At 60.0% G+C, this 25250-nt stretch carries 18 protein-coding genes; 10 read left to right on the top strand and 8 right to left on the bottom strand.

Going from position 1 to position 25250, the window contains the following annotated elements; translation table 11 throughout:
* Positions 1 to 47: 47 nt before the first annotated feature.
* Positions 48 to 1556, top strand: coding sequence for a bifunctional 3-(3-hydroxy-phenyl)propionate/3-hydroxycinnamic acid hydroxylase MhpA (mhpA, locus tag FHS49_RS04250; protein WP_184015534.1), 1509 nt, complete (start codon positions 48 to 50; stop codon positions 1554 to 1556).
* Here mhpA and FHS49_RS04245 read toward each other — a convergent pair.
* The 6 genes from FHS49_RS04245 to FHS49_RS04220 all read right to left on the bottom strand — a co-directional run bounded on the left by FHS49_RS04245 (position 1553) and on the right by FHS49_RS04220 (position 9683).
* Positions 1553 to 3571, bottom strand: a complete 2019-nt coding sequence (locus FHS49_RS04245; RefSeq protein ID WP_184015532.1) for an acetoacetate--CoA ligase — start codon at positions 3569 to 3571, stop codon at positions 1553 to 1555. The genes mhpA and FHS49_RS04245 overlap by 4 nt on opposite strands.
* Positions 3572 to 3641: 70 nt before the next feature.
* On the bottom strand, positions 3642 to 4355 hold the full coding sequence (locus FHS49_RS04240; protein WP_184015530.1) for a GntR family transcriptional regulator: 714 nt from the start codon (positions 4353 to 4355) through the stop codon (positions 3642 to 3644).
* A 45-nt stretch (positions 4356 to 4400) separates the two neighbouring features.
* Positions 4401 to 5663 (bottom strand): MFS transporter, encoded by a 1263-nt coding sequence (locus tag FHS49_RS04235; protein ID WP_184015528.1) that lies wholly within the window; start codon positions 5661 to 5663, stop codon positions 4401 to 4403.
* Positions 5664 to 5701: 38 nt separating this feature from the next.
* A complete protein-coding gene (locus tag FHS49_RS04230) occupies positions 5702 to 7327 on the bottom strand; it encodes an FAD-dependent monooxygenase (protein WP_184015526.1) in 1626 nt (541 codons plus the stop codon).
* 21 nt (positions 7328 to 7348) lie between these two features.
* Positions 7349 to 8215 (bottom strand): fumarylacetoacetate hydrolase family protein, encoded by an 867-nt coding sequence (locus FHS49_RS04225; RefSeq protein ID WP_184015524.1) that lies wholly within the window; start codon positions 8213 to 8215, stop codon positions 7349 to 7351.
* Positions 8216 to 8315: 100 nt separating this feature from the next.
* A complete protein-coding gene (locus tag FHS49_RS04220) occupies positions 8316 to 9683 on the bottom strand; it encodes an amidohydrolase family protein (protein WP_184015522.1) in 1368 nt (455 codons plus the stop codon).
* A gap of 321 nt (positions 9684 to 10004) precedes the next feature.
* On the opposite strand from FHS49_RS04220, the gene FHS49_RS04215 reads away from it, so the two are divergent.
* A complete protein-coding gene (locus tag FHS49_RS04215; protein ID WP_184015513.1) occupies positions 10005 to 12350 on the top strand; it encodes a TonB-dependent receptor in 2346 nt (781 codons plus the stop codon).
* Positions 12351 to 12435: 85 nt separating this feature from the next.
* Here FHS49_RS04215 and FHS49_RS04210 read toward each other — a convergent pair whose 3' ends face one another.
* Together FHS49_RS04210 and FHS49_RS04205 are read right to left on the bottom strand one after the other, a co-directional pair.
* The gene (locus FHS49_RS04210; protein WP_184015511.1) at positions 12436 to 13731 is read right to left on the bottom strand and encodes a glycoside hydrolase 5 family protein; all 1296 of its coding nucleotides are present in this window, start codon (positions 13729 to 13731) and stop codon (positions 12436 to 12438) included.
* A 40-nt stretch (positions 13732 to 13771) separates the two neighbouring features.
* Entirely contained in the window at positions 13772 to 14947 is a 1176-nt protein-coding gene (locus FHS49_RS04205) for a VOC family protein (RefSeq protein WP_184015509.1), read from the bottom strand.
* Positions 14948 to 15218: 271 nt separating this feature from the next.
* On the opposite strand from FHS49_RS04205, the gene FHS49_RS19815 reads away from it, so the two are divergent.
* From FHS49_RS19815 to FHS49_RS04170, 8 genes are all read left to right on the top strand, one after another.
* Positions 15219 to 15353 (top strand): hypothetical protein, encoded by a 135-nt coding sequence (locus tag FHS49_RS19815; RefSeq protein WP_281397026.1) that lies wholly within the window; start codon positions 15219 to 15221, stop codon positions 15351 to 15353.
* Positions 15354 to 15625: 272 nt separating this feature from the next.
* Positions 15626 to 16357: a TetR/AcrR family transcriptional regulator gene (locus FHS49_RS04200; RefSeq protein WP_184015507.1), complete on the top strand. Its 732-nt coding sequence runs from the start codon at positions 15626 to 15628 to the stop codon at positions 16355 to 16357.
* 621 nt (positions 16358 to 16978) lie between these two features.
* Entirely contained in the window at positions 16979 to 19324 is a 2346-nt protein-coding gene (locus FHS49_RS04195; RefSeq protein WP_184015505.1) for a TonB-dependent receptor, read from the top strand.
* An 11-nt stretch (positions 19325 to 19335) separates the two neighbouring features.
* Entirely contained in the window at positions 19336 to 20097 is a 762-nt protein-coding gene (locus FHS49_RS04190) for a glutathione S-transferase family protein (RefSeq protein ID WP_184015503.1), read from the top strand.
* Entirely contained in the window at positions 20094 to 21944 is a 1851-nt protein-coding gene (locus FHS49_RS04185) for a CocE/NonD family hydrolase (protein ID WP_343052899.1), read from the top strand. Before FHS49_RS04190 ends, FHS49_RS04185 begins: the two co-directional genes overlap by 4 nt.
* A 191-nt stretch (positions 21945 to 22135) precedes the next feature.
* Positions 22136 to 23233 carry an LLM class flavin-dependent oxidoreductase gene (locus FHS49_RS04180; RefSeq protein ID WP_184015499.1) on the top strand — a complete coding sequence of 366 codons (1098 nt, stop codon included), beginning with the start codon at positions 22136 to 22138 and terminating at the stop codon, positions 23231 to 23233.
* A 123-nt stretch (positions 23234 to 23356) separates the two neighbouring features.
* On the top strand, positions 23357 to 24010 hold the full coding sequence (locus FHS49_RS04175) for a glutathione binding-like protein (protein ID WP_184015497.1): 654 nt from the start codon (positions 23357 to 23359) through the stop codon (positions 24008 to 24010).
* A 458-nt stretch (positions 24011 to 24468) separates the two neighbouring features.
* The gene (locus FHS49_RS04170; RefSeq protein WP_184015495.1) at positions 24469 to 25143 is read left to right on the top strand and encodes a CerR family C-terminal domain-containing protein; all 675 of its coding nucleotides are present in this window, start codon (positions 24469 to 24471) and stop codon (positions 25141 to 25143) included.
* Positions 25144 to 25250: the final 107 nt, after the last annotated feature.

The raw sequence follows: 25250 nt of genomic DNA, 5'->3' as shown, positions 1-25250 counted from the left end.
CGTTTGAATTGGGCTCCTGGATGAGGTGCCGTTCAAAGGGGGTATTGATGCTCGATCGAAGTTTCGATTGCGATGTGCTGATCGTCGGACTCGGACCGGCAGGCGCGACGCTCGCGGCCCTGCTGGGCAGGCACGGCATTTCGGTGATTGCCTGTGATACATCGACTGTGGTCTATCCGTTGCCGCGCGCCGCTCATTTCGATCACGAGATCATGCGCATATTTCAGGATCTGGGGCTGGCGGACGAGGTGCTCGAGCACGCGCGGCCGGCGGGCGTTTATGAATTTCGCTCGGCCAGCGGAGAGACGCTGATCGAGATACCCGACATGTCTCAGATTATGGACGTATCCGGCTGGCCGCGATCCTTCATGTTCAACCAGCCTGGCGTGGAACACGCATTGCGGCGTCACCTCGAAAAGCTTGCGAGCGTGACGGTACGGCTCGGGCACAGTTTCATCGATCTGCGTGAGACTGCTGCGGGCGTGGAGGCACGCGTTGCCGACCATGATGGCCAAAGTTACGCTGTGCGGGCGCGCTATCTCATCGGCTGCGACGGTGGCCGCTCCACAGTCAGGGATGCGATTGGCGGCGCGCTTGAGAGCTTCGAATTCGACGAGCCCTGGCTTGTCATCGATGCGATCCCTCGCTCGCTCGCCGGTCTGCCCAAGGGCAATCTCCAATTGTGCGATCCCGCGCGGCCGACCACCTGTGTGCAGATGGGCCCAGGACGGCACCGATGGGAATTCATGTTGCTGCCCGGCGAGAGCGCAGAGGCAGTGCTCGAGGACGCTTTTGTCGATCGCTTGCTCGAGAAATGGGGCGCTGAGATCGAGATCGAGCGCAAGGCTGTCTACCGCTTCCATGCCCTTTTGGCTTCGCGATGGCGCAAGGGGCCGGTGCTCCTCGCGGGGGATTCCGCGCATCAGATGCCCCCCTTCGCCGGCCAGGGCATGTGCTCGGGAATCCGGGATGCCGCCAACCTCGCATGGAAACTGGCCATGGTGATCAAAGGTAGGGCGGCGGACGCGCTGCTGGATAGCTATCAGGAGGAGCGCGCACCGAACGTCCGCGCCTATATTGAACTCGCGATCGGCATGGGGCGGGTGGTGTGCATGATCGATCCGGCGGCTGCGCGCGAGCGCGACGGGCAGTTGCTTGCCGCGCTGGCCGCCGGCACCCCGGCACTGCCGCCGCTGGATCCGCCGCCGCTTACAGGGGCGGCCATCCTTTCTGCCACCCAAGGTGCTGGCGAGATCTTCCCGCAGCCGGTCGTGCTGGTCGACGGCCTGCGCCATGGGCTTGACGACGCCCTAGGAGAAGGCATTTGGCTGATCGGCGAAGGCGGTGTGCCCGAACTTCCCGGCGTCCTCGGGGTATCGCTGGACGATGACCGGCTCCAGCCTTTCCGCCCAGCGCTCGCGAAGTGGCTGGGTGCACGCTCTGCCGCGGCCGTATTGGTTCGACCGGACCGCTATGTGTTCGGCACCGGGAATGCCCGGTTTCTCGCCGAGGCGTGGTTGGTGGCCATCGGCAGCGGCGCGCCTGTCGCCGCCTAGCGGCCCGCGCGGAATGCGGCAGCCAGTGCGTTATATTCCGCAAGGCATTCCGGATTGACCATCGCTGAGGGATCCAGCAGGCGCTCAAGCGGCGCACCTTCGAACAATCGCTTGACGGGAAGCTCGAGCTTCTTCGACGAAAGCGTGCGCGGCACGGCGCTTACTGCGATGATGCGATCGGGCAGGAAGCGGGGCGAAAGCGAGGCGCGGATGGCACCGCGGATGGGATCAGCCGCCTGTGCGACATCAAAGCCGGGAACGGGCACGACGAAGAGCAGCAACTGGCTGTCCGCATCCGCGCGACGCACATCGATGACCAGTGAATCTGCGACCTCGTCGAGCCCCTCGATGGCCGCGTAGATTTCGCTTGTCCCCATGCGGTGACCGCCACGATTGATCGTCGCATCGCTCCGCCCGAAAATCTCGCAGGTGCCGTCGGCATCGATCTTCAGCCAGTCGCCATGGCGCCAGATTCCGGGATAAAGATCGAAATACGAATCGCGATAACGCAAGCCATCGGTATCCCCCCACAGGAATAAGGGCATATTGGGCAATGGACGCGTGCAGACGAGTTCGCCGACCTCGCCGGTCACCGGGCCACCCTGCTCGTCCCACGCTTCCACCGCAGCACCGAGCTGGCGACATTGGAGCTTGCCCGGCGCTTCGGGCAATTCGCGGTTGCCAGTGCAGAAGGCGCCGCAAATGTCGGTCCCTCCCGACGAATTGAACCACCAGATATCCGGCTTCCCCGCTCGGCCAAGGCTTGCCGATATATCGGTCTGAATCGCGGCGGGAAGCGGCGACGCGGTGCTGCCAAGCGCGCGCATGGAAGACAGGTCACCAAGGGCGCCGAAGTCCAGCCCCGATTTGACGCACATCGTATAGAATTGCGCGCCAGAGCCGAAAAATGTGACGCGGTTGCGGGCGACGAACCGCCACAGAACGCCCCAGTCCGGCGCTTCGCGCGTGCCCATCGGACTGCCGTCAAAGATGCAGATCGTTGTCCCTCCGAGCAGACCTCCAATCTGCGTGTTCCACATCATCCAGCCGGTCGAGCTGAACCAATGGAAGCGTTCCCCCGGGGTCCGATCGGAATAACTGGCACCAAGATCGGAATGGATCCGGCCCGATGCCGACCCGAGCAAAATACCGCCATGGCCGTGTACAAGCGCCTTCGGCTTGCCGGTGGTTCCGCTTGAATAGACGACCCACAACGGATGATCGAAGGGCAGCCATTCGGGTTCGAACGCGTCCACGTCCGGCCCGCCGCCAGACGCCAGATGCTGGAAATCATGGCCCTCGACAGCACCCTCCCCCGCGTGACCGGAACGCACCAGCACCAGCGCTTCGACGGTTGGCAATCCGCCCAGAAGCTGTTGCACGGTCGCACTGCGGTCATGCGCCTTGCCGGCATAAAAGACGCCATCGGTGGCGATAAGAATCTTTGGCTCGATCTGTGCGAACCGGTCGAGGATCGCGGGTGCCCCCATGTCCGGCGCGCAGATGGCCCAGACAGCGCCGATCGAGGCACATGCAAGGAAAGCGATCGCGGCTTCGGGCCGGTTCGGAAGATAGGCCGCGACGCGGTCCCCCTTGCCGACGCCCAACGCTCGCAGAGCGATCGCAAAGGACGCCACCTGTTGCCGCAGAGCAGGCCATTCGACGATCCCAATGACCCCCTGTTCGTCCTCCGCGATAATGGCCGGGTGGCCGGCTGCGTGCGCAGCATCGACATGGCGGAGCACCTGGCGTGCATAGTTGAGCTGAGCACCAGGAAACCAGCGGGCACCCGGCATCTTCGCGTCCGCGAGGGCTACGGTCGGAGAATTGAATGTCTCGATGCCATCAAAGTCCCGCACCGTTGGCCAGAACTGATCGGGTGCCTCGACGGACCAGCGATGGAGCGCCGCATAATCTGCAAACTCCTGGCCGGAACATTTCGTAGCCTCTTGGCGAAACAATCGCATCAGCGGTGTCGGGTTCATGCTCACGGTCCTCTTCCACGGTGCCGCCATCGGCTTCTTGGAAGCACGCTCTTCAACACCGCATCAAGAAAATCAATATTTTTTGCATTAATATATTTAATTATGCACTGGGTACGATGGCTTCTTTCGATGCGGCGGCCACGATCAGGGCGGTGGTCTTGCGCAGATGCTCGATTGTTGTCCGGATCAGGTTCTCGGCATCGCGCGCAAGCGCCATTTTGACGATGTCGCTATGCTCGTCGGACACGTTGCGTGGGGCTTCGACATGCAGCGACAGCCCGCGATAGCGCTCCGATTGTTCGTAAAGCTGGGCATGGAGCGCCAACAGTCTCCGGCTGCCGCACGCGCTCACCAGCGCGGTGTGAAATGCGGCATGAGTCTGGACCCAGGCAGGATTGAGCTTGGGTTCGTCAGTGCCGATAACGACGACCTGGCCGCGCAGCCGATGCTCGGCAGCAAGAATGTTGGCCTCCCAATCGCGATCGGCACGCTCGACGGAGCGGCGTAACGCGACCGCTTCGATCTCGCACCGAAGATCGGTGAGGTCGATCAAGTCGGCGATCGACAGCGGCGCGACAACGAAGCCTCGCTGGTCGCGCGACACGACGAGTTGTTCGGGCACAAGGCGTGACAGCGCCTCGCGAACGGCGCCAGGGCTGACGTCAAGCTCCACCGCCAGTTCCTGGATCTTGAGCTTTCTCTCTGGCAGATGCCGCCCGTTCAGAATGTCCGATCGGATGACTTCGTATGCCAGGGTGGCCTGGCTACGGGGACCTTCGCTTTCGAGCGCCGGAATATCTATAATCTGAAGCATAACCGTTTTTAGTCGCAATTGCCGTCGTATCGCAATGTCCCAAGTTCAGGCCAGCGTTCGGCGGATGGAGTGGATGAGAAGCAGAGCGCCAGCGGCGACCGAGCAGATCGCAAATACGAGCGACACTTCGGCCCGCCCCCAGCCGATCGAGAACAGCCAGCCGGCGAGCAACGGGGCGACCGCGCTCGATATGCGCCCAACGCCTACGACGAAGCCGGTCCCCGAAGCGCGTGCCGCGTCCGGAAAGCTCAGTGCGATGATGGAAAATAAGCCGGCAGTGCCAGCAAACAATGCGAAGCCGCACGATGCGGCCAGCATCGTCAGGGCCAGCAGATTGGCGGGCGCAACCCCGAAGGCCACGATCGCGCCGGCAAGGCACAGGATGGCGATGATGGTGAGCCCCTTCACGCCGCCGCGCTGCGCATAGGCACCGAGCATGAGTCCTCCGGCAATGCCGGTCAGGCTCGATGCAGCGGACGCCAGACTTGCGGCGGAGGGAGCAAAGCCCGCGTCAGCGACCATCTGCGGCAGCCAGCTCAGGACGAAATAGGCTGCGGCGGCATGAAATATGTTGATTGCGGCCAGTCGGATCGTCGCGATGCGCTGCTCGGGTGCAAACACGCCGCGATAGCCACGCATGTGACGCGGGGCGGGATCCGGCAGTGATGCAAGTGCCGGCTGGCCGCAACGCATCAACAACGCGTTGAGTCTTGCCAGACTGTCCGGACGCCGTCCGCCGATCAGGAAAGCGAAGGATTCAGGCAGTGCGATCAGAACAACAGGCACCAGCAGCGCGGCAAAAACGAAGCCGGCAAGGAACACGGCGCGCCAGTCGGCGACGTGGAGGAGAAACGCCGCAAGCAGCCCACCAATCAGGCCACCGGCAGGATAGCCCAGTGCGGTGAGCGCGAGCGCCAGCGGCCGGCGGCGGCCATTGGAGAATTCGGCAGCAAGCGGGCTGATCACCGCGACGCAGGCACCGACGCCAAGTCCGGTCACCACGCGCCACGCCGCAAGCTGCCCAAGCGACGCGGAAAATGCCGATAGGAGAGACCCGATCGCCATCAAACCGAGCGCCGCGAACACAAGTTTGCGGCGACCAAAGACATCTGCCAACGGCGCGATGGCCAGAGATCCGATCGCCATCCCCGCCAGCCCGGCCGCGAGAACGCCGCCCAATGCGGCTTTGCCGATTTCCCAGTCGCGCGTCAGCGCCGGCGCGACGAACGTCATCGCCAGCACATCATAGCCGTCGAGCATCGACAGCAGCAATGTGATCGCGATTACCCGCTCTTGCAGAGAACTCATCGGCGCTTCGTCGATTTGTCGACGCAGCGCCTCGGCGCTCATGCCAGGGTCTCGGATACGCCCAGGCCAGTTGCGACGCGCAGCGCATCCCCCCAGCGTTCACCGCGCCAGGCGACATGCTGATCCGGTCGGATCAATACCAGTTTGGCCTCGAACAAGCCTGCGATGTCTACGCCATCCGGCCGAACCACGTCTAGCGGCACCCCCAATGCTCGAGCGTCGGCGACAGCGCTTTTCACGTCGGCGGGATCGGCTGCGACATCGGCGATCAATGTGAATCCCAGCCCGAAGCAATCATAGAGCGAGCGGCCATCATCCAGCCAAACATGCGGCGCGAGATAGCCCGGTCGCGCAGTCGGCGTATAGACTTGCGTTTGATGCTCCGGCGGCGGGCCGGCTTCGCCGCAAATGACCGGAGAATCCTCGTAACCGAGACCCAGCACCGTCCCCAGCGTGTGGAACTCGCGGCCCTTGGTCGCCTGGATCATGCCACCCACCTTGGCGCGGATGCCAGCGCCCAAGGGGGAATCGTCCTCGATTTCCGGGGGAAGAGACGACGCAGCAACGCCAAGATTGGCGACTGCTTCGGTGATCACGGCGCGGTGGACCGGGCGACGCTCGGCTTCGTAGCTCGCGACGAGCGCTGGTCCGCCCCAGCCTTGCAGTGTCCCGGCGATCTTCCAGCCGAGATCGACACCGTCTCCGATCCCCATATTCATGCCATATCCGCCGAACGGCGGATGAAGATGGCACGCGTCACCGGCAAGGATGATACGGCGATCAGAATAATGATCGGCAAGCAATTCGCTGGCGAACCAGGCGTCAGCGCTCAGAATCTCATACTCCAGGTCGATGCCGGTGCGGTCGCGGATCATCGCCGCGGCCTGCTCGTGCGTGAGCGTGGCCTCCATCCCGATTGCCGGGCCAAAGAACCAGATATCGTCGCGGTCCATGGGGCCGAGCGCACTGAACCCGGCTTTGCCGATCTGCCAATAGACCGAAGCAGGACCGAAGCCGTGCGCTTGAGCAAGCCCTGGCGCACGGAAAATGATATTGTAGCTGCGGGACAGGCCGTGACGGCCCTCCATCTTGGCACCGATCAAATCGCGGACCGCGCTACGCGCGCCATCGGCACCGATCAAATAGCGCGAGACGATATCGGATTTCTCGCCTTGCGATTCGATCTGCGCATGGACGGCATCCTCGTCCTGACTGGCGCTGAGAAACTGCGTGTCAAAGCGTATTTCGACCGAAGGCAACGACCGCGCCTTCTCGAGCAGCACCTTTTCAAGCGTATATTGCGGAATCCACTGGGCGTGCTCGGGGTAGAGATCGGAACGTGCCGGTGCCGCGTTGAAGGCATTATCGAATCGCGCGAGCACCTGCCCGCCGTCGCCAATCCGCGTCAGGAAAATCATGTCGTTGGGATAATCGATCCCGAACGGCGACTCCTCAGCCAGCCGGTCGGCAATGCCCCAGCGGCGAAGATGCGTGCGGGTACGAACATTGGTTGTCTTCGCCCGCGGCGCAACCCCAGCGCGCGCGTTCCGCTCGACAACGAGGACACGAATGCCGCGCAGCCCCAGTTCGATTGCAGCAGCAAGGCCGGCCGGCCCCGCCCCGATGATGAGAACCTCGCATTCGCGCGACACTGGTGACGGCACTGACACTCTCCAATTTCGATCTTATGGCCGCGTCGCAGCGACAACTTTGTTTTCGATAGCGCCCACTCCATCGATTTCGCACCGGACCACATCGCCCGGCTGCAGAAAGCTTGGTGGGGTCATCGCCACGCCCACCCCGTCCGGGGTTCCGGTAGCAAGCAGATCGCCGGATTCGAGCGTAAGCGCTGAAGAGAGATAGGCAATCTGCTCCCAGATATTGTAAACCAGTTCACTGGTATTGCCGTCCTGGCGCGCTTCTCCATTGACGAAGCTGCGCAGCCCGAGCGTATGCGGATCGGCGATCTCATCGGCAGTGACGATCCACGGACCGATCGGGCCATGCGTATCGAACGACTTGCCGATGGTGAAGGTGGGCGAATGCCTTTGCCAGTCGCGCGCGGAGACATCGTTGCAGACGAGATAGCCGAAGACATGATCCTTGGCCTGATCAACCGTCACATGCTTGGCGGGCCGGCCGATGACCACGCCCAGTTCAACTTCGTAATCGAGTGCTTCACTCATGCCGGGATCGGTATCGTCATAGGGTCCGGCCACACAGCTTGTCTGCTTGTTGAACCAGAACTGATTGGTCGGCACGGGTTGACCGAGTCGTTTGGCCTCTTCGATATGCTTGCGATAATTCATGCCAATCGCGAGGAATTTGCCGGGGCGTTCGATCGGCGCGAGGAGCGACACCTTCTCGATTTCGAGAACAGGATTAGTGGAATCGAGGATCGCGCGCACCGCCGCGAGCGCTGTGTCGCCGCCGGCGATCAGCGACAGCATCGTGGGATAGCGATCTGCCAGCGCGCCAAGCGGGACCACGCCATTGCCTTTGACCGCGCCCAGCCGCGGACCATTGGTATCCTGAAACCGCAACAACCGCATTTGATCCTCCCATTGAGCACGATACGCTCTGTGCCGCATCCTTGCCGCGCTATATTTTCATAAGCAATATATTTTTTTTCTTCGTTGGTCATGTGTGCGGTTACCGGCCGGGCTCAGCCTGCCCAAGTATGCCGTGCGTCTTTGCGACCCGGTCGCGGAGCGCCTGAAGGTCTCTGGCAGAATAGTAGAATCCGGCACGCACAACGCCGGCGACCTTGCCCAGATTGGCAGCGCTTTCGAGCGGGTTGGCATCCAGAAGCACCAGATTTGCGTCATACCCGGCCGCGACCAACCCCATCGAGCGTTCCCGGTTGAGGAAGCGTGCCGGAAGAACCGTTGTCATTTGCAATATCTTGAGCGGTGTGAGCCCCGCGCGTGCCAATTCCACGAACTCCTGCTGGAGCGTCATCCCCGGCCCCGCAAGTTCACCGCTGTCTGTGCCGGCCAACATCAATACGCCGGAGTCGGAAAGCAATTTGGTGAGCGTGAGGTTACGTGCGTATGTGGCATGGTACGTCGCGAGCATCGGAGCCGGTAACGCGTTGAAGCTCTTGGTAACGTCCTTCCACCGGTCGATATTGGCCTGGGGCATGTAGTGCAGGGTCGGATCGCTGAAATAGGCTGGATCGTCCGCCAATTGCTGCGTCCTCAACCGTACCAGCGTTGGAACGCTCCAGACCTGCTGCCGCGCGAATTCCTCCGCCATCGCTTTGCAGCGATCCGCATCGTAGCTGTCGAGCGCCCGCTGAAGCCGCGCCACCTCGGCCGGTTCGGCGAAGGCGGCCGGGTTGATCAGCACCTTCTTGAGCCGACGCATCACGATCGTCTCAAGAAACGGGATCTTGAACGGCGGAGCCTTCATCGCCGGATGGGCGGCGGACTCTGCGAACAGCGCATCCCTATTGCTCGAGCACGCAATCCAAATGGGGTCGCCAGGACCGAGATGTTCGATCGCGTGGAAACCGTCCCGCGAGGCACGGAAGGGATCTACTCCCGGCTGCAAATGGCCAACCACCGGAAGCCCCGCCTCGCTTGCCGCCTTGAGGGTCGCCCAGAACACCTCGGGAGAGACGAGCGCCACTTTGATGAAGTCGGCACCCTCCGCTTTCTGCTTCGTCACCTCACGCCGCGCTTCGTCCGGCGAACCGGCGTTGAATGGAGTCAACACCGCCCCCGGCATCACCAGAAGTCCTGGGGCATATTGCGTCAGTGGCAGCCTGTGCTCGCGGCGTTCCTGCAACATCGCGTCTGAACCCGACATCTGCCTGAAGCCGGTCACTCCCTCGGCCAGCATCAGCGCGAGATCGCCCGACGGGTCGTCTGGACCGAGCGCATGGGCGTGCATGTTATTATAACCGGGCACGACAAACTTGCCGTGCCCATCAACGCGCTTGGCAGTTTGGTCCGCCCCCTGACTTCCTGACTGCGCAATGCGGACAATTTTGCCCGATTCCGTCTCGATGTCCATATTGGGCGTCAGGCGTCCGTCACTTGGATCGACAACAGTGACGCCTTCGATGCGAAGTCGTCCGGATATAGGAAATTCGACAACCGGTCGGTTAGGGCCGCGCGACCATGCGATTGCGGCTGCTCCCGAACATAGTGCCAGCAGCGCTGTTATCGCCAGCCTCTTTTGCCACTTACCCACATCGCTCTCCAGATTTCGTCATAAAATATATATTGTGCGATAAAATGTAGTCTGGCAATGGGTGGTTCGGACAGGCCAATTAGTGGTGGCTGCAATTGCGCCCGAAGAGGCGCTTTGAAAGGGGAGGTCATGAAAGTTTCAATGAAGATCAAGTTCGCAGCGAGCACGGCAATGCTTTTGCTGGCGATGCCGGCTTTGGCACAAGAGACCAGCACATCGGCCGACAGCGGGACAGCCGAAGGTCAGGCAACCGACGACAGCGCCGGCATGGGTGAAATCATCGTCACCGCGCAGCGGCGGAGCGAGAGTTTGCAGAAGGTTCCTTTATCGGTCAACGCGGTAACAGCCGACACGCTCAGCGATCGCAATATCAATGGCTTGGATCAGCTTCCGCTGGTCGCCCCGAGCCTCCAGATCGGTTTGCTGGGGAATTACTCGATCCGTGGCGTGGGGACGCTGGCGAATTCCAGCTCGGTAGATTCGAGCGTTGCCGTGGCCATCGACGATGTGAACCTCGGACAGCCGGGCTACGCGATCAACCTATTCAACGACGTACAGCGGGTCGAGGTGCTGAACGGACCGCAGGGTCTGCTGTTTGGGCGCAACGCATCTGCAGGCCTCATGAACATCGTGACAGGACAGCCGGAGATCGGAGTCACTGAAAACATCTTCAACGTCGAGACCGGCGCGCGCGGCAAGCCTGGCGTTCCCGGCGATGCGAATTATGTGCTTGCGCGCGAAACGATCAACCTGCCGGTCGGCAGCAACACGGCCATTCGGCTCAACGGCTTCTATTCCTATGCCGAGCCGGTCATGACGCTGACGAAGCGCACCGCTGCACGGCAGGACGAGGATCAGCGACAATATGGCATTCGGGCCAAGCTGCTCACGAACTTCAGCGACCGGTTGTCGCTGTATCTGATCGGCGAATATGCGAAATCGCATGGCGGTTCGACGACCGACGCGTTCACCTCCGTGGGAACAGGCCCCTCGATCATCCGGCCGATCCTGGCGGCCGACGGCATCACCGCGAACTCCAACAATTTCCTGATCTCCGCCGATGGTGCATTTTACCGCGATCGTCTGAACGTCGGCGCCCAGGGGACGCTCAGCTACGACCTTGGCGGCGGCTGGAACATCAGCAACATCGCCGCATGGAAGCGTTACAAGGATACGACCCGCTTCGATATCGACCGTGTTTCGGCCGACATCCTCAACACCAACCTGGTCGATCAGAACTATACCCAATTCTCGAACGAGTTGCGCCTCGCACTGCCGTCGGGCAATCGCCTCGGCGGTCAGGTGGGGCTCTATTATTTCGACGCCACTATGCACCGGACGCTCCTGACATCGGGCAGCTTCAACGTGCCAGCGGTGGCCCAGCCCAACGCCCCCTTCTGCGTCGGTACCGGCCCCACTCCCGGATGCGCGTCGCGCAACCTGTTCGTCATTGGGCGTGACATCGATTACCGCCTCGACAACAGGAGCTATGCTGCTTTCGGGCAGCTAACCTATGAGCTGACGGATGGTCTGATGATGATCGGTGGTGCCCGCCTCACCCGCGACGAACTGCACATGGTGCAGGCCCAGAACCAGAACAATTATTTTCGATTCCTCGGCGTTCGTGCGACATACGACCAATCCTTCGGCAACACCGATTTCAGCTACAAGGCGGGCCTGCAATACCAGGTCACGCCCGACGTCATGGGCTACGCCACCTACGCCCGTGGCTACAAGGGACCAGGCGTCAACGACAATGGCGCGACCGTGACGTCCAACCTGGTCGTCAGGCCGGAGACTTCGAAAAATATCGAGGCGGGCATCAAGTCGAGCTGGCTGGACCGTCGCCTAATTATCAACGTCGCGCTGTTTCACAGCAAGTTCACCGACTTCCAGACCCAATCGTTCAACGCTGCAGTTACCGCCTTCGTCATTCAGAATGCCGCGTCGCTGACCAGCAAGGGTGGCGAGGTGACCGTCATTGCCAAGCCCTTCGCCGGGCTGACGATCAATGCAAACGCTTCCTATATCGACTCGAAGTTCGGCTCGTTCCCAGGCGCGCAATGCTATCCGGGACAGCCCACACCGGGATGCTCGACCATCGGCTCGTTCAACGCGTCCGGCTTCCGGACGCCGACGACACCGCGGTTCACCTCGACGGTCCAGGCCAAGTATGAGACGGATATCGGCGGCGGGGCATCTGCCTTTATCGACGGGAACTGGTATCATCGCGCCTCGATCAATTACAACATAAACGAAGCGCCGGCATCCGCGGTCGGACCGATCGACATCTTCGGTGCAAGCATCGGGGTTCAGGTTGATGCCATGCAATTCTCGATCTTCTGCAAGAATTGCACGAACAAGCATTACCCGCTGTATATCGCCGCTGACCCGATCGATGCGACGGTGAACACCGCCAGCTTCCTGTCTTCCTTTGGATATGACTCGGTGCGCACCATCGGCATCTCGGGAACATTCCGCTTCTAATCGGATCGGATGACGAAAGGGCGCCGGAAGCAGATCGTGCTTCCGGCGCCCTTTTCATGTCTGCCTGGCCGGTATGGCGCCGCCGCTAGAAGGTGCCGCGGGGCCAGGATCTGGGAGCGCTGGTCAACGACCGGAACAGTTCGATCTCGGACGGGTCATGTGGCGTATGATCCGGCCGGAACAGGTCATGGAACCAAGTCGCCGGCTCGGGCAGGAGACCACCGGGTTGGATCACATTGCCGGCGCGGCGCTCGGCCGCAAGGTTGCGGATCTTGCCGTTTTCATAGCGGCTCGACCAATGCCAGTTCGTCGCTGACTTGCCGGTCACAAACCCCCAGTTGATAGCCCCGACGTTCCGCTCCTTCAGATAGGGCAGGACGTATTTGGGGACGTTCGTGCCGTCCGCACGCTTGAGCCAGTCGGCGTCCTTCAGCAGAGTAAGCATATCCTGCGGAATGTCGGCAACGGTCGAGCGGTTCAGCCACTCCGTGACAAGGACAGGGCGGCCATCGGCAGACCAGGTCGTAACCGCCTTCTGCAGTTCCGAGAACGAGTCATAGACGTGGATCGAATAGAGATCGCTGTTCACCGCGTTGATCTCGGCATTCGCAGAGCCGATGCCACCGAGGCTGGTCGAGGTGATCGGCTGCGACGGAGCTACCTCGCGTGCCCAGGTCCAACTGTCTTGCACGAGCCGTCGCGACCGATCGCCGATCTCAGCCAGGATTAGCTTGCCAGTATCATCATACTCGCCATTCCCCCTCCCCGGTTCGTTATACAATTCCCAGTAGAGTACGCGTCGGTCGTGAGCGAAGCGCGCGATGGTCCGCTGCACATAGCCCTTGAGCGCCGCTGTCTCTCCGGCGTTCGCCGCGCCGCGCGCATAACGCTCGGCCAGCTCCCGATCCGGAGAATTGACCCAACCAGAGTTGTGAAATGCCGGCACCGGCAGCGGCTGCGGCCCAAGCGCGGCATAGGGATAGTGGCAGTCATCGAAAAAGACGAAGGAGGGCCGGATGCCCGTGCGCGCGGCCATCGCGAGAAACCGGTCCATGCGGCGGTACAGTCCCTGCTCGTCATCCTCCCACACCAGCGGGTGCAGGAAGACGCGTAATGTATTGTAACCGATCGACTGGGCGAGCTTCAGTTCGCGCGCGATCGCCCGGGCATCCCAGGTCGATGCCTGCCACATGTCGATGGCATTTATCTTGGCGGAAGGCAGATAATTGGCACCCACCAGCCACGGCATCGCTGAATACCACGCCTTGATCCGCCCGACTGACCATCGCCCGGCCACCGGAATCGGGGGCGCGGCGGCCTGTGCGGCCCAGGCTGTTTTCATGGGAAATGCCAGCGGCACACATGCGGCCAGCGACTTCAATATATCTCTGCGGATCATGGTGCGGTTCCGATCGTCGTCTTCAGTGCTTGCCGAGCCACGGGCGCGGGCTACCACCGATCGCTTTGAGCAATCGTTGCATTCGCGGGAAGGTCATCTCGTCGCTGCGGCGGACGTTGAGGATCGCCTTCCACAGGAAAGCGGGCGTCAGCTTGGGTGCCTCGAAATCCGAGGGCACTGGCGGCCCCCATTGGTAAAGCCCTCCGGTGGTCAGCGGCGAGATATCGGCGGGATGATCGGCGGTGAGCATGTCGCTGTCGGCAAAATGCTCCACCTTGTCGCCCCAGGGATCCCGCCAGTAATCGAAGATCTGGCTGCCAAGCAGATGCCGCCCGATCCCCCACGCGTGTTTCCAACCTTTCGACAGGAGATGCTCCTGACCCATCGCGATATCGTCCAGGTCGAGGCATTCGTAGGCGCTATGCCCATATTGGTTCACGACGTTCTGGACGAGCACCAGCGTATGATGATCGGCAGGCGTATGGCCGCGGTCGCAGCGCATGAACACCAAAGCGGGCTCGCCGTCACCGATGGTCTGGACGTCCGACGGCAAAAAGCCGAAAATGTCCATATACCAGCGGACGCTCTTGTAAAAGTCGACGACCGACAACACCGCATGACCAAGGCGAAGGACATTGGCGGAGGCGAGGGGTGGTCGCTGCATCGTATTGACGCGGGTCCGCGGCATTTCGAGATTCTGGACGAGAGACCGCCGCGGCGCCGGGCTTTCGCTGCGGGGGCCCTGAACCACGCGCACGTTGAAGCCCGCCGGGTCCACCAGCCGCACCTGTTTGCCCGCGTCCCAGCCATAAGCCGGCTCGATCGGCGAAGAGCCGGGCAATTTTGCGACGCGCTCGAGTTCCTCCAATGTCTGCACCACGAAGCCGATGCCGAGGAAGCACGGCTTGTCGGTCCGGCGGACGATGTAGCAAGGCCCATATCCGGATCGGCCGCTCAGGAATGCCGTATCCTGATCGCGATGATCGAGGGACAGTCCGAAGTCGAACAGGAAGGCCAAGGCCTTGTCGAGGTCGGGCCGCCCGAACTCCACGCTCGCAATGTCCCACACCTTGACCAGCGGATCAGCGCTGGGCTGCATACGCGGATCCAGAGCCGGTCCGTCACCGCGCCCTTCGCTGGCCCCGAACACCATCCCTTCCATCACTCTCTCCACCTTCTGGTTCAATCGCGCGGCCATGATCTACAACATTTTATGTAAAAAAATATATTTAATTTCGGAGAGCCCGCGACGCGCGATGGTAACCGCCATATTGTTGATGGCTGCTGAGACGTAACTCGGGGTTTCCATTGAGAAGTGATGCCCCTCCCGCTTCCTATGGTGCTCGATGGCCTGAACGCCCAGCGGTTGTTCCGCAGCGAAGTCGAATGGTATCTGCAGTCTCACAAGCTGAAAAAGCTGCGTCTGGACTTCGTCACGGAGACGCCTTGTGTGGTGGCGGAGGTGAAATATGGATGCCAACGATGTGGAGCTCATCGTGCGTTTACGCACCAAGGCCGGCACAATCATGGAGGATGCCAGCGTATTGGCGCTCGACACCTCTGGATTTACGCCCGATCATCGCGCGCAACGGTCGTCCGGCTGACTGCTGCCTCTCATTCCATCAGCTCCATTTTCTCGCCGCAGAAGCACTGACGCGGGAAGAACATTAATCATAAGCCGTCTGTTTTGCGGCTGGAGCTAGGACATTTGGCCCAGTCGGCTTCGGAAAGTCGTCACGACAATGGCGGACGTGTAAGGCGCAAGGTGCCATTATCCACTATGCAGACTAAGGGCAATTTTGACGAGGATGCCGCTTTCGCTCCTATTTGTGCGATTAGATTGCAAATCGGATGGCGGACAATAGCTGAGAGGTTGATGAAGATTGGCTTTGACTTGGCGACTATGGAATGGTGCAAAGAGGCGAGGCGTGAACCTCGCCGAACCTACAAGAGGTTAGCGTTGAAGCAACGAAATTCAGAAGAGATTTCAGCCGGTCCGCGACGGCGCACAAGGAAAGGCAGCGCGGCGCGGCGCGCGGAATTGCTTGAACTTGCGGTCAAGGCCTTCGCAGTCAAGGGTTTGCGGCGGGCGGTGCATGCCGACGTTGCGGCACTGACAGACGTATCAATTCCTACGATTTTTCGCTATTTTCCTACCCGGGAAGCGTTGGTGAGCGCGGTGCTGGAGGCCGTCGCCGCTTTCTGGTATGGTGGCGTCATTGCCAGGCTACCAGAAGATCCTGATCAGAATCCTCGAGTGGCGCTCTATGCGATCGTCGTGTCGCTTGGCGAGATGTTTCAGAGAAACCCTGAATTCGCCACACTTTGGCTCGAGTGGAGTTCGATAGGGGACGAAGATTATTGGTGTCGATATAACGAGTTTATCGATAGGGATATTGCGGCCTACCGAATGCTCATCCAGCGTGGCAAAGCCAATGGATATATAGCGTCTTCGCTCGACGCCACCGCCGCGGCCAGATTGATCGTCGGCCAATCGCTGACAGTCGCGGCAATGTTGAGAAACGGTATGCCAACTGACGAAATAAATGCGTTTATCCGCTTCTATATCGACGCGGCACTTGGATTTTCGATCCTCACCAGTTCCTGAAGGTGCGCCAAATCGCCCGCTGACGGGGATCCATGCACACGATTGTAGGCCGCCTACCATGTCAACACCATCATCGCGACGTACTTGAAGCAATAGGCGTTGTAACGGCACTTGGTTGCGGCAAATGAGCTTGGACAGGACGTGTCCCGCGCCCACTTTCGCGACTTATCGCGGCCTCACGCCCCCATGATAAATCTGCAAGATCAGGACCTCAGAATCAGGCGACTCATTGCCAATCCGGTCGATTAATTCCGGGACTGAACACTTGGTGCTCCGACGTTACGGCGGTGCAATGTGTGGCTACCGCAGCTAATGGCGACATGAGTCGATCGCGACTTTCAGGGAGCGCCATCGTCTGCTGCTCAAACGCGAGAAAAAGCTCCCTCCTCATCCTGATCGTCGAGACATCTCTCTCGAATTAACCTCAGCGAAAGTCTCCACCAAGGGAGGGATAATCGGCCTCGAACCGTCGTTCGAATCCCAACGTGCGAAATTCTGCCCAATCGGACAGAATTTACTCTTGCATCAGCGGAAAATCGTTTAAGCAAGGATTGGAAGGGCTGCCAACGCGGCGCTCGATGCCCTCCTAGGGCTTTCCTTATCCAATTTCCGGGGGGTAATATGTTTGAACCGAAGAAGGCCCGCCCGCGCTGGCTTGCGAGCTCGGTGACATTGAGCGTCGGCCTGCTGATCGCCGGGCCAGCGGTGGCCGCCGGCCTTGATGACGCCGATCAATCCAAGCCCGAGAATGCAGCCGGCGACGAGATCGTCGTCACTGCATTGAGACGGGATTCGACTCTTCAAAAAGCACCTGCAGCGATAAGCGTGCTCAATTCGGACACGCTGCAGCGCAAGGGTGTCAGCGAATTTCACGATTATTATCGCAGCGTCCCGTCGCTGCAGATCACCGACAATCCCGTTTCACCTGGTGCCAGTCGCATCGCTCTTCGAGGTATTTGGGCTGCGGGTGAATCCACGGTCGGCCTTTACTATGGCGACACGCCGGTTACCGGTCCGGCAGGCAGTACTGCAGATGCTGGGCAGCAGACGCCCAACCTCAACCTGTTCGACGTCGAGCGGGTCGAGGTGTTACGCGGTCCGCAGGGTACACTGTACGGCTCTGGTTCGGCCGGCGGCACGATTCGCGTCTTATTCGCACAACCCGACCCCACAAAGTTCAGCGGGCATGTCGAGGCCGAAGGGTCATTCACCCGCGGCGGAGATCCAGACGGTTCTGTGCGCGGGGCCGTTAATATCCCATTGGCTCCTGGCACGCTGGCCCTCAGGGTGGTTGGCGGCGTCCAGGCCGTCGGCGGCTACGTCGATAATGTGGTGCTCGCTCAGAAAAACACCAACAGAGGATCGATCAAGGGCGGTCGCGCGATATTGGCGTGGACCCCAGACCTCAATTTCAGCCTTGTCGGCACGGGGATTCACCAGGAGACGGATCAGGACAGCAACAGCGGCTGGTATCAGCGGCTGGGTGAGAAATCTTACCAAACCGACAGCCCGCTCCTCATACCCTATGAGGACAAGTTCACACTCGTCAGTGCCACGGCAAACTGGACGCTGCCATTCGCCAAGGTGACGGGAACGTCTTCTTGGTACAAATGGGATATTGTCCGCAATGTCGATGTCACGGCCAATTTCGCAGCATTGGCCAATCTGGGTCTCTTCTGTCAGCAATTTGCGGCTTCTACAGCGCCCTGCACCCCGGCACAGCGAGCCAGTTACCAGACTTACATCGCAAACAGCTTGCCGGCCGCGTTTCACCAGCCTCTCGGCGTTGAAACGCAGACGCATGAGCTTCGACTAGCATCAACCAGCCCAAAGATATTAGACTGGACCATCGGCTTATTTTACGAAAAGCGCGACGATTATATCGATAGCTATGCGTCGGTCGGCAATGCGACGACTGGTGATCTGATCGACCCCCTGCGGGTCTACAACGGTTATAGCACAGGCAAAACGGAGTTGAGGCAGTTTTCACAATTTGCCGAAGTGTCGCTGCGGCCCGCATCCGGTCTGACCATCACTGGTGGTGTTCGGCACTATGATTATGACAAGACGAGTTCGGGTCAGGTGCTGCAATCCAACTTCGTCTATGGCTCATTTGCCGGGCCGGCGACGAGTGTAAGTACCTCGGCCGCAGGCTGGGTCGGCAAGGCGAACATCGCCTATGACTTCAGCCAGGGCGTAATGGGATATGTCCAATGGGCACAGGGCTTCCGCCCCGGCGGCGTCAACCGCATCGCCGCGACGAACCTGCCCGCCAACCTGCTCGTCTATGGTTCGGATTCGATCGACAGCTATGAAGCAGGATTGAAAACGTCCTGGTCAGGCGGACGCTATACACTGAACGCGGCAATATTTCAGATTGATTGGGCAGATATCCAGTCGACCCTGAACTGGCCGCCGGCGTTCCGCATTGTGGCAAATGCAGGGAAGGCTCGCATCCGTGGTCTGGAATTGGAGGGAACCGCGCGACCATTCCCTGGCGTCGCGCTGGAGAGCAGCCTTTCCTACCTTCCAAAAGCGAAGCTGACCCGCGGCCAAGCGGATGGAGTCGCCGTGACACCGACCGGTCAGACCGGCATAGCTGGAGATCGCCTCCCCTATACGGCGAAATTCACCGGCTCCTTCTCAGCCCAATATGATTGGAAGATCGATGCCCGCTTGGGTGCATTCGTGCGCGGTGACATCGCGTATCGCGGCGGCGTAGCTAATGAATTCCGCCCAACCTTCAATATCTACGAAACTCTTCCGGGGTTTGCAGAAATCAACCTGCGGTCGGGCTTGGAGACCGATCGATGGACTTTGCAGCTGTTCGTCAAAAACCTGACCAGCACGGTTGGCGGCGTGAACGTGCAATCGCAGCTTACCCCGCTCGACCCCAACCGCCTCGAACGTATGCTGGGTTCAATCCGCCCCCGGACCATCGGCGTTAATTCCAGTTACCGTTTTTGAAGGATAACATTTTGAAGCTCTATGGCACCAGCCTGTCGCCCTATACGGGCCGAGTGATCCTTGTCCTGCGGGCGAAGGGCAGCGGTCTGCCCGTGCTTCCTTGGCCCCTGCAGGGGCCGGATCGGGAGGCCTTTCTCGCGATCAATCCTCAAGGAAAGATTCCTTTTCTAGATGACGATGGCTTGCATCTCCCGGAATCGGCGGTGATCGCGGACTACCTCGACACTGTATTGCCGGGTCCGTCACTGTGGCCGGCCGAGCCGCGCGCGCGCGCGCGGGAAGCCTTGCTGGCGCGATTTATCGACGTATCGATAGCACCCGGTGTAACGAATTATACGAGAGCGTTGCTGGCCGGCGCGCCGAATGCAGACGTCGTCGACGAGACCTGGGCGCAGTTTGCGGCGGGGCTCGAGGCGTTGGAATATTACCGCGATCGGTCAGGGCCATGGCTCAATGGCGTTTCGTTCGGCCATTCCGATGCCGCCCTGCTTCCGTTTCTTTACGGCATATCGCGCTTTGCCGATTTGACCGCGATTGGCGCAGCGCTGGCGAGTCTGACGGATTTCCAAGCCTATTGGGATCGCGCAACGCGCGTTCCATTCGTTGCCGAACTGTTAGCAGAGGCTCAGGTTCGGGCCGATCTCGTCTACGGCGAAGGCGGACCGTTGCACGAAGGTCTCAATCGTCTCAAAACCGCTGTGGTTGAGGGGCGCGCCGATCCCTCCGTGGCAATCGCAGGACGCTTTCCATGGTTTAGGAGTTGGCGAAGGTGATTAAGGGATCACGAAGCCGACGGCTCAGTCTGTTCTCGCTCGCGCTTGCTGGGACGAGCTTCGGACACGCTGCAGCTCAGACGTCGCCTGCGACGGCAAACGTCGCGTCTGCGAAAGCCGCCGCGATCCCGGATTCTCAGAGAATAACCTTACGCTGGGGTGAGCGCATTCCGCTTCAGGATGGCGTAACGCTCAACGCGACACTGTACCGACCAAAGGGCCAGACCGCCCCCCTGCCCTGCCTGCTGACCCTCACCCCTTATACTGCACAGAATTATCATAGCACCGCGGTCTATTTCGCTGCTAATGGCTTCCCGTTCCTCGTGGTGGATGTGCGAGGCCGCGGTGGGTCGGGCGGCGAGCTTCGTCTGTTTGAGCAAGAAGCCGACGATAGTGCCGAGGTTGTGGAATGGCTGGCCTCGCAGCCCTATTGCAACGGCAAAGTTGCCATGTGGGGAGGTTCCTATCAGGGCTATAACCAGTGGGCCGCTGCCAGTCGCAAACCACCGCATTTGGCCACGATCATCCCCGCTGCCTCGCCCTTCATGGGCGTTGACGTGCCTGGCCGCAGCAATATTCGCACCACCGCAATCTTACCGATGGCAATCTACATCGCCGGTCGCACCCTACAGGGCGAGATCGTGACTGACGGCGCTCTGTGGGCGGGACTGTTGCGCGACAGGTTCGTTGCGGGGATGCCATTTGCAACGCTCAACAGTGCGGTGGGCGATCCGACGCATCTTTCGCCGCATCTGGGGATATGGGCACAGCATCCCGCTATCGACGCTTATTGGGACGCTCAGGTTCCAACCAAAGAACAATTTGCCGCCATCACCATACCCACGCTCAGTCTCACTGGCTTGTTTGATAATCTCCAGCTTGGTGCCATCGAATATTTCAAGCGGCACAAGCTCTATTCCAGTCCTGACGCCCCCGACCGCGATTATCTGGTCATCGGCCCATGGGATCATGCCGGCACGCGGACACCCCGGCCGCAGGTTGGCGGCATGGCGATCGCGCCGGCCGGTGTCCTGGATCTGCAAAAGCTCAATCTCGACTGGTATCGCTGGACGCTGGGCGACGGCGAGCGTCCAGCCTTCCTCCAAAAAAAGATCGCCTATTATGTAACTGGTGCTGAAGCGTGGCGCTATGCTGATGATCTTGCCGAAATCCGGGTCGAAACGCGAAGCTATCGCCTGGGTGCGACGGTCAATCCGGACCGCCTCTCGGCGCCCGGCACGCTGGCGGTTGGCGGATCGGCGCGCGCCCTGCCGGGCGGGGCCGACCATTATGTCTATGATCCGGCCGATGTGTCCCTTGCCGATCTGGAAAGCCGGACCGACCCGACCAGCCTGATCGACGACCGCCTCATCCGCGCTCGCGACGGAAAGCAACTGGTCTACCAGACCGCGCCGTTCGAGCGGGAAACGGTCGTGTCCGGCTTTATCAAGCTGTCGCTATGGATAGCGATCGACCAGCCCGACACGGATTTCCAAGCCTCCATTCACGAGGTTAAGGCCGATGGCTCGACCGTATTGCTCGCGGCGGACCAGAAGCGCGCACGTTTTCGATACAGCAACCGGCGGTCGGTACTGATCCAGACCGACAAGCCCTTGCGGTATGAATTTGACCAGTTTCCGTTCGTGGCGCGAGCGATTGCCGAAGGCAGCCGTCTGCGCATGGTGATAGGGCCGATCAATTCGATCTACAGCGAGAAGAATTATAATTCCGGCGGGGACATCGGTCGCGAGACTTTTGCCGACAGTCGTCCGGTGATCGTGCGCATTGTTCATGACGCCGCTCACCCCAGTACCCTTGTTGTGCCGATCGGACGGCCATTCCGATGAATTCGCCAGGACACGACGCCACATCATCATGGAGATCAATCGATGACCCGATCTCCTCGGGATATCTGGGTACGAATTGGCGCAGACATCAGCTTATTGATCGCCAAGAGACCCGCCGTAGCAACGTCCGCAAGGCCCAGAATTTACATTGTTGGCATCAAAACCTTTAATTCCATGAAGAAAGTCGGCCAATGCGTTTTGGATTTTCTCTGCTGCCTCTGTCACTTGGCCCCGAGCACGATGAATGGATGATGGAAGCCGAAATCCGGCTCGGCGTCCTAGCGGACGAGCTTGGCTACGACATGGTGCTGGTTGGCGAGCGGCATTTTAGCGGGATGGTGGGCGGCAACCCGCTACTGTCTGTTGCCACATTGGCACCGCGGCTCAAAACCGCCTGGCTAGGGACGGGTGTCACGATCGTTCCCAACTACCATCCTGTGCGGCTTGCCGAGATGCTGAACATCGTCGATCACCTGACCAAGGGGAAAGTGATCTTCGGCCTGGGCAGCGGCATGTCGCCGGAAGATGCAGTGGCGTTCGGGTTCGACATCTCCAAGCAGAATGACCAAATGTTCAACGATGGGATCGAGGCGCTGCTCGCATTATGGGCCAAGCGTCGCGAAGATCCGCCCCGGTCCATCAACGTGGGCACCTATCACGGCACACTGCTGGAGCGAATCACACCTACTCCTTATCGCAAGGCGCGGCCTTTTCTCAAGACGACAGCCGCCACGCCTCGCCACATCGAACGGGCCGCGCGCGAGGGTTGGCCAATCTTCTTCATCAAGCGCGACGCAGAGGATGCCCGGGAATTGTTTACCCAATATCGCACCGCGTTGCTAAGCCACGGTCATGACGAGGCGGTACTTGCGCATTGTGCCGAATGGACGTCGATCGCGAAGCCATCGATGCACATTGCCATGGATGATGCCACCGCAGCAGAGGAATGGGCGTTTCTAAATGCACAGCTCAGTCGATTCATCGAGCGCAAGATTGACTATGGCGCGCAAGCGCGGGCACTGCAGGGCGTCGACAAGCCTCTCCCAGGGGTTCAGGATCGCGCAGGAGCTGAGTTCAGGAAGAAAATGACGGTGCATGGCGGTGTTTCGGCCATAATCGAACATGTTCGCGAAATTCACGATGCCGGCTTCGGGATGTTCCATCTATCTCTGATCTCGCCGACGGACGAAGAGAGCTTGGCTATAGTGGAACGATCGATGCGTATGTTTGCGCAAAAAGTCATGCCGCTTTTCAAGGGACCGGTGCGGCCTTTTGCCGAACTGGGCTGACAGCCATTTCCCTGAAACAAGCAGCGCGGCTGCTGTCTGTGAGCCGCTTCACAGGTTGATGGGCTTGCGCCGCCGAAGATCCAGCAGTGACCGCCGACCAGCCGTCGGCAAGGGAGTGAGACCGTGATCGAGCTTTATTATTTTCCTACACCGAACTGCCTGAAAATCACGCTTTTTCTAGAAGAAACCGGCCTGCCATATCGGGTCACGCCTATCGACATTCGCACCGGCGGCCAGTTCAATCCCATCTTTCAGGCGGTTTCGCCGAACAGCCGTATACCCGCCATCACCGATCATGCGCCTATCGACGGAGGGAAAAGCATTTCCATATTCGAATCCGGCGCAATTCTTCTCTATCTGGCCGAAAAAACCGGTAAGTTCCTCCCGGCTGATGGCGTGGGCCGGATAGAGGTCATCCAATGGCTGTTCTGGCAGATGGCAGGACTGGGCCCGATGGCTGGCCAAAGCGGCCATTTCCGACGGGCTGCGCCGCAACAGATTCCATACGCTCTTCAACGCTATGCCGACGAAACTGCGCGACTCTATGGCGTTCTAGATCGCCGACTCGCCGATCGGCCCTTCATCGCCGGCGGTGCCTATTCGATCGCCGACATGGCATCTTATCCATGGATCGATGCGCATGAGGGGCTGGGACAGTCCCTTGGCGATCTTCCCTATCTTTCGGCGTGGCTTGAAAGCATCAGGGCGCGTCCCGCGACCGTACGCGCAATTGAAACGGCCATGAGTATGCGGAAGGAATTATCGGCCGCCAATTAGCCACCGGTGTCGCAGCGGGCATGGAATTGCTGACATCGACGGCGGCAGTTGAAACGGCAGCAACTCGAGCGCTATTTCCTCGAATTCTCGATAGTAATGTCGCCGGAATTATGCTGGGGAAGGCAAGCAATTCCTGTCCGTGGGTATTGACCGGACCTGCAAGTCCCCGATCACGCAACTTGTTGATAAAGCCGGCGGGTGAGCGGAGTGGGCAATCCTAAAACATCTGCTGAAAGTCGTCCATTATTGGATTGTGGATCAACAGGATCCTGACGGACTATGGCATTCAAACGGCCCACCAACCGCGCAACCGCAGCACCGCTGATCGCGACAAATGCGCTTCAACGTGATTTGCGCTGTATGCTTGCGCCGCCTGGCCAATCTATGGGATATCGGGTGGTCATCATGATCAGTGGTGAACATCGAAGTCCCCGGAACGATTCATGCATAGTGGTAGATTGAAGTATCGCCCCGCAGAAGGCGGTTATGTTCGGGGAGACGAGACCCGGCAGTTGATCATCGACATGGCCATACCCATTTTTGGCGACAGGGGTTTTGAAGGTGCCTCGACCCGGATGTTGGTCGCCGCCGCTGGCGCAAGTCCCGCCGCGATTCAATATTATTTTGGAGGAAAGGCCGGTCTGTACCGCGCTTGCGCTGAATGTTTGGCCGACAATACATGGCAAAAGCTGAATAGTGACGCACGCCATTTGGACGATCTTCCCCCGGGCACCGATCCCGACGTCATGATCGATGCGCTGGCAGATTTCTTCCTCGCCCAGGAAAAAACCCTTCACGACGATCGCGATATGGCGCAACGAGCGCTCTTTCTGGCGCGAGAACAGATGTCCTCGTCGGGGCCGGTTTTCGATATTATCTTTGAAAGACTTAACCAGCGGGTTCTGATGAAATTTGCCCCGGTAGTGGGCGCAGTGATTGGCAAGGCCTCCGATGATCCCGAAACCCGCCTACGCACTGCGATGATTATCGCTCACATGGTCGGCATGAGAAGTCACGGACAGATCACACTTCGTTTTCTCGGCTGGTCGAATTTTGACGATAATCTTTTGCTGTGGGGTGCCGTGATGCGAACTCATCTACGAGCTATGCTTTCTGCAGAATTGGCGATCTGATAGCTGCAGGGGATAGTTCCACGGTGCTGCGCGTCGCTCGTCCATGATGCGCGGACTCGTCGCCAAACCCCGCTCGGCAATGGAAGACCAGATCTTCGTGGCGGCAC

Source organism: Sphingobium boeckii (genome assembly GCF_014199215.1).
Lineage (GTDB): Bacteria > Pseudomonadota > Alphaproteobacteria > Sphingomonadales > Sphingomonadaceae > Sphingobium_A > Sphingobium_A boeckii.
This window is presented reverse-complemented; position numbering and strand designations above follow the sequence as displayed.

Excerpts from the sequence above, each read along its gene's own strand:
- mhpA (WP_184015534.1), top strand. The coding sequence starts at position 48 with ATGCTCGATCGAAGTTTCGATTGCGATGTGCTGATCGTCGGACTCGGA.
- FHS49_RS04245 (WP_184015532.1), bottom strand. The coding sequence starts at position 3,571 with ATGGCGGCACCGTGGAAGAGGACCGTGAGCATGAACCCGACACCGCTG.
- FHS49_RS04240 (WP_184015530.1), bottom strand. The coding sequence starts at position 4,355 with ATGCTTCAGATTATAGATATTCCGGCGCTCGAAAGCGAAGGTCCCCGT.
- FHS49_RS04235 (WP_184015528.1), bottom strand. The coding sequence starts at position 5,663 with ATGAGTTCTCTGCAAGAGCGGGTAATCGCGATCACATTGCTGCTGTCG.
- FHS49_RS04225 (WP_184015524.1), bottom strand. The coding sequence starts at position 8,215 with ATGCGGTTGTTGCGGTTTCAGGATACCAATGGTCCGCGGCTGGGCGCG.
- FHS49_RS04220 (WP_184015522.1), bottom strand. The coding sequence starts at position 9,683 with ATGGACATCGAGACGGAATCGGGCAAAATTGTCCGCATTGCGCAGTCA.
- FHS49_RS04215 (WP_184015513.1), top strand. The coding sequence starts at position 10,005 with ATGAAGATCAAGTTCGCAGCGAGCACGGCAATGCTTTTGCTGGCGATG.
- FHS49_RS04205 (WP_184015509.1), bottom strand. The coding sequence starts at position 14,947 with ATGGCCGCGCGATTGAACCAGAAGGTGGAGAGAGTGATGGAAGGGATG.
- FHS49_RS19815 (WP_281397026.1), top strand. The coding sequence starts at position 15,219 with ATGGATGCCAACGATGTGGAGCTCATCGTGCGTTTACGCACCAAGGCC.
- FHS49_RS04200 (WP_184015507.1), top strand. The coding sequence starts at position 15,626 with ATGAAGATTGGCTTTGACTTGGCGACTATGGAATGGTGCAAAGAGGCG.
- FHS49_RS04195 (WP_184015505.1), top strand. The coding sequence starts at position 16,979 with ATGTTTGAACCGAAGAAGGCCCGCCCGCGCTGGCTTGCGAGCTCGGTG.
- FHS49_RS04180 (WP_184015499.1), top strand. The coding sequence starts at position 22,136 with ATGCGTTTTGGATTTTCTCTGCTGCCTCTGTCACTTGGCCCCGAGCAC.